Origin of the sequence: Bacillus sp. AFS023182 (assembly GCF_002560575.1) — a bacterium.
Lineage (GTDB): Bacteria > Bacillota > Bacilli > Bacillales > Bacillaceae_G > Bacillus_A > Bacillus_A arachidis.
In genome coordinates this window covers 1-14,732 of sequence record NZ_NTRO01000117.1, presented here as the reverse complement: position 1 = coordinate 14,732, position 14,732 = coordinate 1, and the positions used below count along the sequence as shown (strand labels likewise).

15 protein-coding genes and 2 pseudogenes are annotated in these 14,732 nt (G+C 34.3%); 12 read left to right on the top strand and 5 right to left on the bottom strand.

Annotated features, from left to right (window positions below):
- Nucleotides 1–261 precede the first annotated feature (261 nt).
- Nucleotides 262–1,653: an amino acid permease gene (locus tag CN288_RS27230; protein ID WP_026590401.1), complete on the top strand. Its 1,392-nt coding sequence runs from the start codon at nucleotides 262–264 to the stop codon at nucleotides 1,651–1,653.
- 385 nt (nucleotides 1,654–2,038) lie between these two features.
- Entirely contained in the window at nucleotides 2,039–2,233 is a 195-nt protein-coding gene (locus CN288_RS27225; protein WP_026590402.1) for a hypothetical protein, read from the top strand.
- 362 nt (nucleotides 2,234–2,595) lie between these two features.
- Here CN288_RS27225 and CN288_RS29945 read toward each other — a convergent pair whose 3' ends face one another.
- Nucleotides 2,596–3,078: a CBO0543 family protein gene (locus CN288_RS29945; protein ID WP_231503890.1), complete on the bottom strand. Its 483-nt coding sequence runs from the start codon at nucleotides 3,076–3,078 to the stop codon at nucleotides 2,596–2,598.
- Nucleotides 2,975–4,171: a DUF2515 domain-containing protein gene (locus CN288_RS27215; RefSeq protein WP_026590403.1), complete on the bottom strand. Its 1,197-nt coding sequence runs from the start codon at nucleotides 4,169–4,171 to the stop codon at nucleotides 2,975–2,977. Before CN288_RS27215 ends, CN288_RS29945 begins: the two co-directional genes overlap by 104 nt.
- 220 nt (nucleotides 4,172–4,391) lie before the next feature.
- On the opposite strand from CN288_RS27215, the gene CN288_RS27210 reads away from it, so the two are divergent.
- Complete coding sequence (locus CN288_RS27210) at nucleotides 4,392–4,781, top strand: VOC family protein (protein ID WP_026590404.1); 390 nt, start codon at nucleotides 4,392–4,394, stop codon at nucleotides 4,779–4,781.
- 248 nt (nucleotides 4,782–5,029) lie between these two features.
- The gene (pepT, locus tag CN288_RS27205) at nucleotides 5,030–6,262 is read left to right on the top strand and encodes a peptidase T (RefSeq protein ID WP_098303576.1); all 1,233 of its coding nucleotides are present in this window, start codon (nucleotides 5,030–5,032) and stop codon (nucleotides 6,260–6,262) included.
- Nucleotides 6,263–6,455: 193 nt separating this feature from the next.
- Here the strand turns inward: pepT and CN288_RS27200 are convergent, their stop codons facing one another.
- Genes CN288_RS27200 through CN288_RS27190 form a run of 3 tightly spaced genes read right to left on the bottom strand, consistent with a single transcriptional unit; the run spans nucleotide 6,456 to nucleotide 8,689 of the window.
- A complete protein-coding gene (locus tag CN288_RS27200) occupies nucleotides 6,456–7,559 on the bottom strand; it encodes a DNA-3-methyladenine glycosylase family protein (protein WP_098303575.1) in 1,104 nt (367 codons plus the stop codon).
- Between the two features lie 10 nt (nucleotides 7,560–7,569).
- Entirely contained in the window at nucleotides 7,570–8,091 is a 522-nt protein-coding gene (locus tag CN288_RS27195; protein ID WP_026590406.1) for a methylated-DNA--[protein]-cysteine S-methyltransferase, read from the bottom strand.
- A gap of 1 nt (nucleotide 8,092) precedes the next feature.
- Nucleotides 8,093–8,689 (bottom strand): bifunctional transcriptional activator/DNA repair enzyme AdaA, encoded by a 597-nt coding sequence (locus tag CN288_RS27190; protein ID WP_026590407.1) that lies wholly within the window; start codon nucleotides 8,687–8,689, stop codon nucleotides 8,093–8,095.
- A gap of 185 nt (nucleotides 8,690–8,874) precedes the next feature.
- Between CN288_RS27190 and CN288_RS27185 the strand changes: the two genes are divergently transcribed.
- The 8 genes and pseudogenes from CN288_RS27185 to CN288_RS27150 all read left to right on the top strand — a co-directional run bounded on the left by CN288_RS27185 (nucleotide 8,875) and on the right by CN288_RS27150 (nucleotide 14,539).
- Nucleotides 8,875–9,633, top strand: a complete 759-nt coding sequence (locus CN288_RS27185; RefSeq protein ID WP_026590408.1) for an exodeoxyribonuclease III — start codon at nucleotides 8,875–8,877, stop codon at nucleotides 9,631–9,633.
- Nucleotides 9,634–9,918: 285 nt separating this feature from the next.
- The gene (locus tag CN288_RS27180) at nucleotides 9,919–10,887 is read left to right on the top strand and encodes an iron-hydroxamate ABC transporter substrate-binding protein (RefSeq protein ID WP_026590409.1); all 969 of its coding nucleotides are present in this window, start codon (nucleotides 9,919–9,921) and stop codon (nucleotides 10,885–10,887) included.
- 22 nt (nucleotides 10,888–10,909) lie between these two features.
- Complete coding sequence (locus tag CN288_RS27175) at nucleotides 10,910–11,917, top strand: FecCD family ABC transporter permease (protein ID WP_026590410.1); 1,008 nt, start codon at nucleotides 10,910–10,912, stop codon at nucleotides 11,915–11,917.
- Entirely contained in the window at nucleotides 11,910–12,932 is a 1,023-nt protein-coding gene (locus tag CN288_RS27170) for a FecCD family ABC transporter permease (RefSeq protein ID WP_098303574.1), read from the top strand. Before CN288_RS27175 ends, CN288_RS27170 begins: the two co-directional genes overlap by 8 nt.
- Before the next feature lie 15 nt (nucleotides 12,933–12,947).
- Nucleotides 12,948–13,091, top strand: a pseudogene (locus CN288_RS27165) (ATP-binding cassette domain-containing protein); the annotation flags it as partial.
- Nucleotides 13,073–13,222 (top strand): annotated as a pseudogene (locus CN288_RS30290) (ABC transporter ATP-binding protein); the annotation flags it as partial. The pseudogenes CN288_RS27165 and CN288_RS30290, both read left to right, overlap by 19 nt.
- Before the next feature lie 18 nt (nucleotides 13,223–13,240).
- Complete coding sequence (locus CN288_RS27155; protein WP_026590412.1) at nucleotides 13,241–14,062, top strand: alpha/beta hydrolase; 822 nt, start codon at nucleotides 13,241–13,243, stop codon at nucleotides 14,060–14,062.
- 171 nt (nucleotides 14,063–14,233) lie between these two features.
- A complete protein-coding gene (locus CN288_RS27150; RefSeq protein WP_026590413.1) occupies nucleotides 14,234–14,539 on the top strand; it encodes a metal-sensing transcriptional repressor in 306 nt (101 codons plus the stop codon).
- The last annotated feature ends 193 nt before the right edge of the window (nucleotides 14,540–14,732 follow it).

Genomic DNA, 14,732 nt, shown 5'->3' with positions numbered 1-14,732 from the left:
TTTGTATATAATAATTTTTCAAAAAATAATTGTATTTCTCAGAAAGATAAATTATTATAAAATAAGTAATTTTGTAATTTTATGATGAAAGGAAGATGGATTTATTTTTCTGATTATTGCGAATGATCGAAGGGGAGTAAAAGGATTTTAGGGGCAGCTTTTCAGAGAGAGAAAAAAAGTGACGCTTGCTTATTATTTTTTACTTAATAGGAATTGTAGTATTGTATCTCGCTTATGAATAGTGGATGAGGAGGAAATGGAGTGGCAAATAAAGAACTAAAAAGGGGATTAGAAGCGCGTCACATTCAAATGATTGCCTTGGGTGGCACAATTGGTGTTGGTTTATTTATGGGATCGGCCAGCACGATTCAATGGACAGGCCCATCAGTAATGCTTGCTTATGCAATTGCTGGAATTTTTATATTTTTTATTATGCGTGCGATGGGAGAAATGTTGTATGTAGAGCCGGGAACAGGTTCATTTGCGACATTTGGCCATAAGTATATACATCCATTAGCAGGGTATATGACGGCGTGGAGTAACTGGTTTCAGTGGGTAATTGTTGGAATGTCAGAAATTATAGCGGTTGGGGCATACATGCAGTACTGGTTCCCAGATCTACCTGCTTGGGTGCCAGGTATCATCACAATGGTGATTCTTGGTGCGGCGAATTTAATTTCTGTTAAATCATTTGGTGAGTTTGAATTTTGGTTTGCAATGATTAAAATCGTTACCATTATGTTAATGATTATTGCAGGGTTTGGACTTATTTTCTTCGGATTGGGTAACGGAGGGAATGCAATTGGGTTATCTAATCTTTGGGAAAATGGCGGCTTCTTTACAGGTGGCTGGTCAGGATTCTTCTTTGCTTTATCACTAGTGGTTGGGGCTTATCAAGGTGTCGAATTAATTGGGATTACAGCTGGCGAAGCAAAAGATCCGAAAAAAACGTTAACAAAAGCAATTCAAAGTACGATTTGGCGTATTTTAATCTTCTATATTGGTGCAATTTTTGTTATTGTAACTGTTTATCCTTGGGATCAACTAAATTCAATTGGTAGCCCGTTTGTGGCAACTTTTGCGAAAGTTGGGATTACAGCAGCAGCTGGACTAATTAACTTTGTCGTAATCACAGCTGCAATGTCTGGCTGTAACAGTGGTATTTACAGTGCAGGACGTATGCTTTATACATTAGGGGTGAATGGACAAGCGCCAAAATACTTTGCGAAAATTTCCCGTAACGGTGTACCTTTATTTGGTACGGTTGGTGTGTTAATTGGTTTAGCAGTTGGCGTTGTTTTAAGTTATATTGCACCAAAAAACTTATTCGTGTATGTATACAGCGCAAGTGTACTTCCTGGTATGGTTCCGTGGTTTGTCATCCTGATTAGTCAAATTCGATTCAGAAAAGCAAAAGGAGCTGAAATGGAAAATCATCCGTTCAAAATGCCTTTTGCGCCTGTTACAAATTATTTAACGATTGCCTTTTTAATTATGGTATTAATCGGTATGTGGTTCAATGAAGATACACGAATTTCACTTATTGTAGGTATCGTTTTCCTAGCAATCGTTGTCATTAGTTTTTATGCTTTTGGAATAGGAAAACGTGTTCCAGTTGATGTTCAGACAGAGAATGAAGTTATTAACCGTTAATTCGCGTCGTTTGGTAAGCAGTGCTCTTATTAATGACACTAAAAATTTTTGATATAGGAATAAAAGCTTAAATGTATTTGAGAGCTCATATCAAGCAAACAACCGATGAGAAACACTCATTAGGTTGTTTGCTTTTTTGTATTGTTTTTTTAATTTTTTTAGTGATAGCAATTACTGAGAAATACCAGTTTTCACTTGTAAAGTGGATGAGCAAAAAATTGTAGAAGTGGATGGTCCTTCTTGAATAAACATCCCTTATTATAATAGAGAAAGGTAGTATGCTTTAAGGTTCTTGGTTATGTTCTCATCCAAAAATATAAAATTTTTTAAGTTGAACGGTTCGATTTTCTGTTCAAATAGACTGGTTTTAGAGGAGAGAAAGCCAATGGAATTTGCAATTTCATTAGTTATTATTATTGTAATTGTATCACTTTTAGGAACGATGTTAGTTGCAAGAAACGCGGAAGATCATTACGGTCAGTCCACGAAGCAGAATGTGACGAACTTGTCTGCTATTTATATCGTCCTAGTTTTAAGTCTTCTCATAGGAGTTAAGTGGTATGCGGTTACTGTTTTGTAGTCTTTCAATTTTCGATAAGTGGTAGCCTAAATGAAATGGAATGTGTATTTTTACAAAGATTGAGAGCCATCATTCTTTAACCTAAAGAAGCTCGATTCCTATAATAGTGGGCATTCAATTTGTATATATGTATAGTTACCACTATTCACATTGTAGAATGAGTAAATATATTCATAGTTGGGAATGAACGGGGAAAACTATGCTAAATTCAAACAGGGAAATACTTAGTGTATAACTCAAAAAGGTTAACATCTTAATTCTAATTCAATCGATAATAAGACTGCTGATAAGGGAGGGAATTAGAACGAACAGTAATCTCGCAGGTTAATTAATAATATGTAATTTTCTATATTGTAATATCGTCATTTCGTTTTTAACCATCGATAAAAATTCCATATGAAGAACAGGAAAAGCATATAACCAAACAAGGAATACGAATGATGCCAGTTCTTACTATGGGTGAATAATCCTACATTTTCAGCAATCTGCTCTGATATATTTGCGCAAACACCTATTGAAACAATAAATAGAATTCTTGAAAATGGAGATAATTTCTTTGCTATGAGCAAGAATAAAGCAGTAAAGGCTGGCAATATCAATAATGTAAAAGCTACATTAATTGTAAATGTATTTGGAAATGGCCTGACTGGGAATGTGTACATTTGTTTGCTAACAAATAGAAAGTCTAAATATGTTCCGATGAAACAAGAAAGAATTATCGTAATTACAAACGGTAGATAATTACTTTTCAGTTTCTTCATCTCGGAGAAGGATGTTTTTTTTCGTAAGAATTGCAAGTTCAATTTTTTCAAGTGTTTTGCAATAGTTATCCTCGATCTTTCCATTTATATTTTCTCCCTTTTCAATGAAATAGTCTACGATATGCCAATCTTCAAACCAGTCTCCTTTCTCGGCATCTTCATGATCTAAATCTTTCCATGCATATATTAATTGAGGACTGTATAAACGCTTTGCACCTTTTCTGAGCTGACATTTTTTTGTTCTTCGTTTATAAAATTCCCGAGAAAATGATTCATTTACATCAGAAAATAAATGGGGCCAGTAGTCTTTTCGTGAAGCAGTATGTGGATGATCATGAGCCCAATTTATTACTTTTGATAAGGTTTTCTCATTACGAAACAATAATGAGTACAAACGTTTGCCTAGTAAAATCCGTTCATGTAAGGAGGTGAAGTGCTTCATTGTATCACCAAATAGCGATGTTTTTTGTTTGGTCTCATCCTCATAGTATGGAAAAAGGATATGATTAAAATGGAAGAAATCAAAGAGTTGAAAGCCAACGCTATTTAGTACGGTCTTTTTAAAGTGGTCATTTTGAATGACTCTTTTTTCTAAATAGCTTTGTTCGTTAATAATCATTGCTATAGTTAATGTATAGCGATTGTCCGTTTTCCAAAAATGGTTCCACATCGTTTCCATAAACGTTGAGACATTGAGATAGGGAAGAAGGTAAAAGAGAGTTTTAGATCTATTGAGACTTTGTTCATATAGTAAAAATTGTGGATACACATCTTGGAAGATTAACCAGTTTCCCCGCTCTAAAAAAGAGAAATAGGTAAGTTGATCTTTTTCCGATAATAGTTTTGTGTATAAATCTCCTTTTAAATCTGTCATATTCCAACCACCATTACGCGATACCATATGTCCAAGGAGAGCCCAGTGTATCTCAGGATGGTGAAGGTAAAACTGATAATAAGCGCGTGTTCTCGTCACATTATTTTTGTTTAGTTGTGTTGTTCGCTCTTTAATTTCACGAATTAGTATTTTCTCTTCTTTTGTTAATTTACATGTTTTAATAGGAATTTGTTTGAGTTTACTTTTTTTCTTCAGCTCATTTTTTACTTCTAAAAGAGAAAGTGGGATTGCTTTGGCTTTGGAAGGACCGTTCCATTTTCTTTCTCGATCGTTTTTATACATACCAGTTCCTCCCATTAACATGGATTTAAAAAGTAGTTTGATAGAATGGTTATTACTATTTTATTACGCAAAGTATAAATTAATGTGTAGTACTCTGTATTTCAAGTAATTTGCATTTTATATATTCGCTTATCTTCGTACTAATGGGGGATGTAATGAACATTGAATTCACTTATATTAAAAATAAGAATGTAAAGAGATTTTATAGGGAGAGAAAAGTATGAAGAACTGGGTCAAGTTTAGAATTGCGCGGCCGACAGATAAATTTGAAGAAGTTATTGCATTTTATGAAGAAGGTTTAGGTTTAAAACGTATCGGTGAGTTTCATAATCATGAAGGATATGATGGGGTTATGTTTGGATTACCTGATTTAGAATATCATTTAGAATTTACGAGGCATATAAATGGCAGCCCATGTCTAGCTCCAACAAAAGACAATTTACTTGTATTCTATATACCGGATAAAGGTGAAATTGAAAAAGTAAATAATAGGTTACGTGCAATGGGGCACTATGAAGTTGAACCAGAAAATCCATACTGGAAAGAAAAGGGGATTACGATAGAAGATCCTGATGGATGGAGAATTGTACTTATGCATATAGAGAAATAAAAGTAGTTGTTTGTTCCAAGTTTCCGTTAATAATAATCTAAATATAATAGGAGTCTACTTTGATGGTATTGTTTTCAAAATAGACTCTTACATTTTTATGCTTTAACTAAGGAAGAGCATGTGTTTTTCAATGGAGACAACATACGAAATGTGACAGAAATAATAATTTAGTTACAGTCAAAAACTTTAAAATATTTTGTCTTGAGGATTATAATAAAGAGAGATTTATGAAAAAGGAGTGAAATAAGTTGAGACAAGAGCTTATAGAAAGATTTACTAGATATGTGAAGATAGATACACAATCGAATGAAGAAAGTCATACAGTACCATCAACACCGGGGCAAATTGAGTTTGGGAAATTACTAGTTGAAGAATTAAAACAAATTGGTTTGACGGAAGTAACGATGGATGAAAACGGTTATGTTATGGCAACACTTCCAGCTAATACAGATAAAAATGTTCCTGTAATTGGTTTTTTAGCTCATTTAGATACAGCAACTGATTTTACAGGGAAGAATGTGAAACCACAAATTCATGAGAATTTTGATGGTAAGGCAATCACATTGAATAAGGAATTGAATGTTATTTTAAATCCAGAACAATTTCCAGAATTACCATCATATAAAGGTCACACTTTAATTACGACCGATGGAACAACGCTTCTTGGTGCTGATGATAAAGCTGGCCTTACAGAAATTATGACTGCTATGAATTATTTATTACATAACCCACAAGTTAAACATGGAAAGATTAGAGTGGCATTTACGCCTGATGAAGAAATCGGTCGTGGACCATCTCACTTTGATGTGAAGGCTTTTGGAGCATCTTTCGCTTATACAATGGACGGAGGTCCACTTGGAGGATTGGAGTATGAGAGCTTCAATGCTGCAGGTGCAAAACTTATTTTTAAAGGAAATAATACGCACCCTGGAACGGCAAAAAATAAAATGCTCAATGCAAGTAAGTTAGCGATGGAGTTTCATGCGCAGTTACCAGTAGAAGAAGCACCAGAATATACAGAGGGATATGAAGGTTTCTATCATCTCATTTCTGTAAATGGTGATGTGGAGCAAAGTAAATCTCATTACATCATTCGAGATTTTGAACGTGAAAACTTTGAGGCTCGTAAAGAAAAAATTACGAATATTACGAAGCAGATGCAAGAGAAGTATGGTGAGGAAAATATTATTCTTGAGATGAATGATCAGTACTATAATATGCTTGAGAAAATTGAACCGGTCAGAGAAATTGTTGATATTGCGTATGAGGCGATGAAAAAACTTGATATTGAACCAAATATTCAACCAATTCGTGGGGGAACGGATGGATCACAATTATCATATATGGGCTTGCCAACCCCAAACATTTTTACTGGTGGTGAAAACTATCACGGTAAATTTGAATACGTTTCTGTAGATAATATGGAAAAGGCTGTTCAGGTTATTATAGAAATAGCACGATTATTTGAAGAGCAGGCATAAAAAGAAATCCGGGTAATAGGAGCTACCCGGATTTCTTCCGTTTGTCACTTCTCAATTGTGAGTTTTTGGTATATTGATGATGTACTTGTCTATATGTGGAATACATAAGGTATTTTAAGGAAAGGGAGTTTCGTTATAAATAAGAATAAATTTCATCTATAATATGAACCTATCTATTGTTGTGCTGAAAAATTTAATACAGGACTCGCCATAAATAAAAGGTTGCATAGGATTCCCAATTTTTCCATGCTGAAGCATAATCTTTTATTTCGTCTTTTGTTGGTTTTTGATCTGATTCTGTTAAAAGTTTAATCACATTTTGTAGGCCAACATCATCAATTGGAAAAGCAGACGGGAATCTTAGACAACGCATTAAAACATAATTTGCTGTCCATGGTCCAATACCACGTATGTTGAGTAATGTTCTCTCAGCATTTTTTAGGTCGCTTTTTATGAACAATTCTTTACTTAGGGAACCTTGTGTCATGAGTTTTGCGACACCAATAAGATATTCACATTTTCTGAGGGTTATTTTTAATTCTGTTAGATCTTCTACTGCTAGGTTGGCGATAACCTCTTGTGTTGGAAATATCCAATATTTACGTCCATCCCATTCGATATATTCGCCGAAGGATTCAACAAAGCGTCTTTTTAATGTATAGGCAAACCCAAGATTGATTTGTTGACCAAGAATCCCCCAACAGAGTGCCTCAAATAAATCAGGAATTCCCATATTACGAAGCCCATAATATTCGTTGATTGGTTTAGACAGAAGTACATCATTTTCTGCTAAATCATAAAATGGGATTAAATCTGTATCTAAATCAAACCATTCTCTTACATACCTCGCCACTGCAGCACGAACCCATTTTTCAGGTGGTATCCCATCGCCTAAAAAGCGAACATGGATGTTTCCCTCATCATTTACACTTATTTCGATTAACGGGTTTTCTCCCTCAATCGGAACAACTCTATAAATTTTGTTATTTTCAATGTGAAACATACATTCATTTTTGGAGCGTGAAAGATAGTGCAAATTTTGTTCAAAGCTAAATTCTTTTGGAACAATTACTGTTATGCTTTCCTCATCGTCTTGCCATGCTCTATATGGAAGCCCAGGACAACAATTTCTACAAGGCAGATAACCAGTTTGTTCAGCTTCTTTTCTAAATTTAAATTTGCGATTGTTTCTTGGGGACGGTTTTTGTTCGCACCAAGGGAAACAGTAGTTTTTTATTGTTTCGTTGCCTATAAAATAAGGGGCATCCCATTCAAGAGGAATTGTAACATTCTTCATTTTTAACCACCTACAATAATATTTTTTCTAAGGTTAACAATTCTTTTTTCATTGCTAATCCACCTCTAAAGCCAGATAGTTTCCCATTCTTTCCAATCACACGATGGCAAGGGATTGTAATAAGTAAAGGATTGACTCCAATTGCGGTGCCTACAGCGCGTACTGATTTTGGTTTTTGAATAAGCTCTGCAATATCTGAGTAGGAATAGGTTTTTCCATAAGGAATTTCACGTAATGTATTCCAAACAGCTAATTGGAAAGGTGTTCCGTGAATATCAATGGGACATGTAAATACTTCACGTTTTTTGTCTAGGTACTCTGTTAGTTCTTGTATATATGGTTGTAGCTTTAAGGTGTCTTGAATGAGAGTATGTTTCGGAAACCGTTTTTTCGTCCAAGTTGTTAACTCTTCCAAAGTTTGATGCTGAGACCCTACAAAGCATAGTCCAGTTGATGTTGCGGCAATATACATATGCCAGTTTTCATGAATAAATAACGTCCAATATATAGTTTGTTTGGTTTTAGATGCCATGTTATTTTACCTCGTTTATATGATTAATGTTTCGAAATTCAGTAGGGGTATACCCCGTTTTCTTTTTAAATAATGTTGCAAAATGTGCAGTATTGGGTATGCCCACAGCAAAACTTATTTCTATAATGGTTTGATTTGTATTTGTAAGATACTGCATAGCTTCGGAAATCCTTATTTGTTGTATATATTCTAATGGGCTAATACCTTTGATTCGCTTAAAAGTACGCTGTAAATGATAGGGACTGCCATGACACATATCTGCTAGTATTTCGAGGGTTAATGGTTCATGATAATTTTTATTAATGTAATCTATAATTTGTGTCACCCAATCTTCATCCGGTAACTTCATTCCATTTGGCCTACAGCGTTTACATGGACGGAATTTTTCGGATAATGCTTGCTGTGCATTGAGAAAAATTCGTACATTGTTTTTATTTGGTATTCTAGATTTGCATGATGGTCGGCAAAAAACCCCTGTCGTTTTGACAGCATAAAGAAACTTGTTATCATAAGAAGAATCGTTGTGTACAATTGCTTGCCAACGTTCATCCGTCAAATTGTTTACGCTTGTTTCTAATTGTAATCTTTCATTTTGCATAGGAATCACCTCCGAAATTAGTATATCCTGAAAGAAGTACACATGTACGCATTTAAGAATGTAAGAGCAAGATTACAAAGATGAAAAAATGATAGTCTCTTTCGTTTGTGTTAGCATGTAAGCAGAAAATAAAAACATAGAACAAGTATGATAGCATGCAAAAGCAGCAAGAGGAGGAACAAAAAGTGAAATTTCTTTCGTGGAATGTAAATGGTTTACGAGCAGTTATTGCAAAAGGTGGTTTTATAGAATACTTAGAAGAAGTAGATGCAGATATTTTTTGTCTACAAGAGATTAAATTGCAGAGTGGACAAGTTGATTTAAATCCTGAAGGATATCACGTGTATTGGAACTATGCTATGAAAAAGGGATATTCAGGAACTGCTATTTTTACAAAAAAAGAACCGCTTTCTGTTACATATGGCTTAGGGATTGAAGAGCATGACCAAGAAGGAAGATTAATTACATTAGAATTTGAAGATTTTTATATGCTAACGCTCTATACGCCAAATGCCAAACGGGGATTGGAACGTCTAGATTATCGAATGAAATGGGAGGATGCTTTCTTATCATATATTAAGCGCTTAGATCAAAAGAAACCAGTTATTTTTTGTGGCGATTTGAACGTAGCACATAAAGAAATTGATTTGAAAAATCCAAAAACAAATCGGAAAAATCCGGGATTTTCAGATCAAGAAAGAGAAAAGTTTACCCGGATTCTTGATGAGGGGTTTATCGATACATATCGTTACTTATACCCTAATCAAGAAGGGGCATATTCATGGTGGTCTTATCGTATGAATGCAAGAACAAAAAACATTGGTTGGCGTTTAGATTATTTCGTTGTCTCTGAAAGATTAAAAAGTCAAATTGTTGAAGCGAAAATTAATACTGAAGTAATAGGATCAGATCATTGTCCTGTGGAATTGAATATGGAATTTTAGAAAAAGAGAGGTCGTGTCTATCTTGGATGAAGGATAGACACGACTTTTTATTTATTTTGTTAAAATTTTTCAAATCATTCTTGAAATAATTTGTTTATAACTATATAATCGATAATGATAATCGTTATCGATTAGTTAAGTGGTAAATAATATGTTATTAGGGGAAGTGAAATAAATGAGCTTTAATATTGAATAGATGGTTTTATGGGAAATACAGAGATTAATATAATAATTATTAAAATATTATATTTAAATAAAATAAATTAAGAGAGGGGATTTATTAGTATGAACAAGAAATTATTTACGCTAGGAATGGTTACAGTATTAAGCGTAGGTCTTGCAGCCTGTAACAGTGCAGATAAGAGTTCAGGAGAACAAAAGCAAGCATCAAAAGCGGCTGAAACGAAGAAAGATGAGAAACAAAAGATTACATACTTAGGTAAAGAATATACAGTACCTGCAAAAGTAAAGAATATTGTAACTGCTAGCTTAGAATCAATGGAAGATGCAGCGGTACTTGGTATTAAGCCAGTAGGGGCAATTACAGTAGGTGGAAAGTTACCTGAGTATTTAGCAAAAGATTTAGAGGGTGCAAAATCTGTTGGTGAGAAAATGCAACCCAATTTTGAAACATTACTTCAATTAAAACCAGATGTAATTACATCTAGTTCAAAATTTCCACCAGAGGCAGCTGAGAAATTCGCGAAGGTAGCCCCAACATTCCCAGTATCACATATTTCTACAAATTGGGAAGAAAACTTAAAGCTAATGGGAGAGTTATCAGGCAAAAAAGATAAAGCAGAAAAAATTATTAAGGATTATAAAGTAGATGCTACAAAAGCTAAAGAAAAAATAGGGGATAAATTAAAAGATAAAAAAGTTCTTGTAGTAAGGCTGAGAGCTGGTAGCCTATATCTTTATCCGGAAGGCGTATACTTCAATCCCGTTATTTATAAAGATTTGGGATTAACTGTTCCAGAACAAATTAAATCTGTAAAAGCACAAGAAGCGATTTCTTTAGAAAAATTCGCTGAAATCAATCCAGATTATATCTTCTTACAATTTGAAGGAAGCGAAAATAAAGATAATCCAAAAGCGTTAGAGGATTTACAAAGTAACCCGATTTGGAAAAGTATTACAGCCGTAAAAGATAAAAAAGTATTTGTAAATTCTGTTGATCCAATGGCACAAGGTGGTACTGCTTGGAGTAAAACAGCTTTCTTAAAAGCTGCGGAGAAAAATTTAGCTAATTAACTAGTAAGGTGCGTTGAATAATATGCGAAAAATAAATTCAGTACCAATGATTATTTTATTTTTAGCTCCCATATTGATTGTATTAACAATCTTATTATCTATTTTATATGGAGCGAAGAGTATTGATTTTACAACAGCTTGGAATGCATTGTTCCATTTTGATTCAGGAAATGTAAATCATAATATTATTGTTACTTCCCGTTTACCAAGGGTTGTGGGAGCCTTATTAGTAGGAGCATTTTTAGCCATATCAGGAGCACTTATGCAGGGGATGACAAGAAACTATCTTGCATCCCCTTCTATAATGGGAGTGACAGATGGATCGGCTTTTGTTATTACACTTTGCATGGTATTTCTTCCCGGAATGTCTTCGATAAATATGATTTTATGTTCTATGTTTGGATCAGCATTGGGAGCTGGAATGGTTTATGGTTTTGGCTCATTGCTTCGAAATGGATTATCTCCAGTTCGATTAGCGATTATAGGAACTGTAATTGGAACCTTTTTAAGTAGTATTTCAGTAGCAATTGCGTCTTATTTTCAGGTGTCTCAAAATATTAGCTCTTGGTATAATGCAAAATTGCATCAAATTGATCCTAATATACTAAAATTAGCTATTCCTTTTGGGATTGCTGGGATTATTATGGCGCTTTTTATTTCAAAGTCCATTACAATTCTTTCATTAGGTGAAGAGGTTTCTATCAATTTAGGACAACGGACAAAACTTATAAAAGCAGTAGCAATTCTTTCAGTTGTGTTTTTAACAGGCACTGCGGTTGCTTTAGTTGGGAGAATTGGTTTTGTTGGATTAATTATTCCTCATATTACCCGCTTTTTAATTGGAATGGACTATAGATGGGTAATTCCATGTGCTGGTGTAATAGGCGGGATCTTTTTAGCTGTATGTGATGTAATTAGTAGGTTTGTCAATTATCCATTCGAAACACCAATTGGAGTCGTTACCTCCCTAATCGGAATTCCTTTCTTCCTTTATTTAATTGGAAAGAGGGGAGGAGAGAAACATGCTTAGAGGTTCAACTCAGCGTTATATCATAACAATGAGCATTATTATTTTTTTTATTTTGAGCGTAATTTATATTAGTTTAACGAATGGAACATTTGATATTGCGATTACAGATGTAATTCGTACATTATTACGAATTAATCCAGCTCCGGAACACGATTTAGTTATATTTGATTTTAGACTTCCTAGAATTATAATTGCGGGATTAGTAGGATTAGGTCTCGGAATTGCTGGTGCTGTTTTGCAAGGTATTACACGAAATGGCCTGGCAGATCCAGGTATTTTAGGGATTAATGCAGGGGCAGGAACGGCGATAGTTATCTTTATGTTTTTCTTTCAAGGACAAGTAAAAAGTACAGATTGGATCTCGATTATGATGATGCCTTTGTTTGGTTTAGTTGGTGGTTTAGGAGCCGCTATATTCATCTATATGTTTTCTTGGAGAAATGGAAAGTTAGATTCCCAGCGTCTGTTGTTAACAGGAATTGCAATAGGTTCGGGTTTCGGAGCATTTTCTATGTATTTATCATTGAAAATGAAAGCAACTGACTTTGAAATGGCTACTGTGTGGGTTTCGGGAAGTATATATAATGCAAACTGGAAGTATATTATTGCTGTGTTGCCATGGCTCATTATCTTAATTCCAATTATCAAAAGAAAAGCGTATTTGCTTGACTTATTTCAATTGGAAGAGACGATTATAACAAGTTTAGGAGTTTCAGTAGAAAGAGAAAAATCGATTTTATTATTAAGCAGTATTGGATTAGTGAGTGCTTGTGTTTCTGTGTCAGGGAGCATTGGATTTATTGGTCTAATGGCACCACATATTGCGAAGCGTCTGGTCGGCATTCATCATAATCATGTAATTCCTGTATGTGGTGCAATTGGAATGCTACTCGTGATTGCTTCAGACTTTATTGCGAAAACGGTTTTCACACCAGCTGAGTTACCGGTTGGGATTGTAATTTCAATTATTGGTGTACCATATTTCCTATATCTGTTATACAAATCAAAGGCGTAAGAGGAGTGATAGAAAGTGAATGTTCTAAGCGCTGAAAACCTAGAAATAAGCTATGGGAAATTCACAGTTTTTCGTGATTTGAATGTAGAAATACAAAAAAGAAAATTCACTACAATTATTGGTCCGAATGGTTTTGGGAAGTCGACATTATTACAAACGAAGTGTTAAAAAATGTATTTCAAATTGATGTACGCGTTATGATAGAACCATATAATGGAGCTCCTGTATGTTTCGGTTATGATAGCGTGTTCCAAGAAGAAAATGCCGAAATATATAACGAGTTAAAATGATCAAAGCGGGGGAATCACATGAATACTAGTATTGAAAAAAAAGATGTTACTATTTCAAATACAGAGCAATGGAAGATGGATTCGAAAACAGGGACTCGTGAATATCAAATTTATATTTCAAAGCCGAAGCAACCAGCTCCTGCCTCCGGATACCCTGTTATTTACGTATTAGATGGTAATGCATTTTTCCAAACGTTCCAAGAGGCTATTAAGATTCAATCAGTAAGAGCGGAAAAAACTGGAGTTGCACCATCGATTATTGTTGGCATTGGTTATCCGATAGAAGGAAGTTTTGCAGCCTCTGAAAGATGCTACGATTTTACTCCTTCTTCACCTTCAGTAGATGCACCACCGAAACCTGATGGGAAACCATGGCCTAAATCAGGAGGAGGGAATGAATTTTTAGAATTCATTCAAGATGAATTGAAGCCGCAAATTGAAAAGTATTTTGAGATTGATAGAGAAAGACAAACAATATTTGGACATTCACTCGGTGGACTATTTGCTTTACATGTATTGTTTACAAATACAAATGCCTTTCAAAATTATTTCATAAGTAGTCCATCTATTTGGTGGAATAACCAATCTGTTCTTGAGAGGGAAGCGGAATTTATAAACAAATTAAAAAGAGCAAGCACGGAAGTAGGAGTCTTTCTTACAGTAGGAGCATTAGAAAGAGATCATATGGTTCGAGATGCTAATGCATTATCAGAGCGTTTACTGAATTTGCAACATAATAAATTTCGATTCGTATTTTATGAAGCCGAGGGAGAGAATCATGCATCGGTAGTGCCAACCGCTTTAAGTAAAGCGCTGAGATTTGTGAGTAATATACTCTGATCATTGTTTTTAATGAATCGCTTGAAAATTTGATTTGGTTAGTCTGTATGTATATTTTACGCTATAAGTGTTATACTCCGATTAGATGTTATTACATATAGATTGAAATCGAATGGGATTGTTATAGAAATCTATTTGTTAATACGATAGAAACTTTAAGAAGGTGATCAAATGAATCATAATGAAAATGAGGCAGCTACTACTCATAGATCGGATAAAGAAAAAGAACAAATTATGAATCGGTTAAAGAGAATTGAAGGGCAAGTACGTGGTATCCAAAATATGATTGAGAATGATCGTTATTGTGTTGATATTTTAGTACAGATTTCAGCTATTAATGCAGCAATGAAGAAGGTTGGCATGGGTATTCTAAAAAATCATACAAATCATTGTGTTTCTAATGCTATTAAAGATGGTAATGGGGATGAAGCAATTGAAGAGTTAATGAAAGTTTTTGAACGATTTTCAAAAGCATGATAGAACAAGCTGGTATTGGATCTAGCTTGTTTTTTATTTTTTGATCGATATGAATTTGAGAATTTGAAGAATCAATATACCAAACAAGCTTTTTGTAGCCGGGTTAATTTTATCAAATAGAGAGTATAAACGAAGAATATAACAATTTAAACATAAAAAAGCCTTCTCATAAATGAACTGCACCCCAATTGTT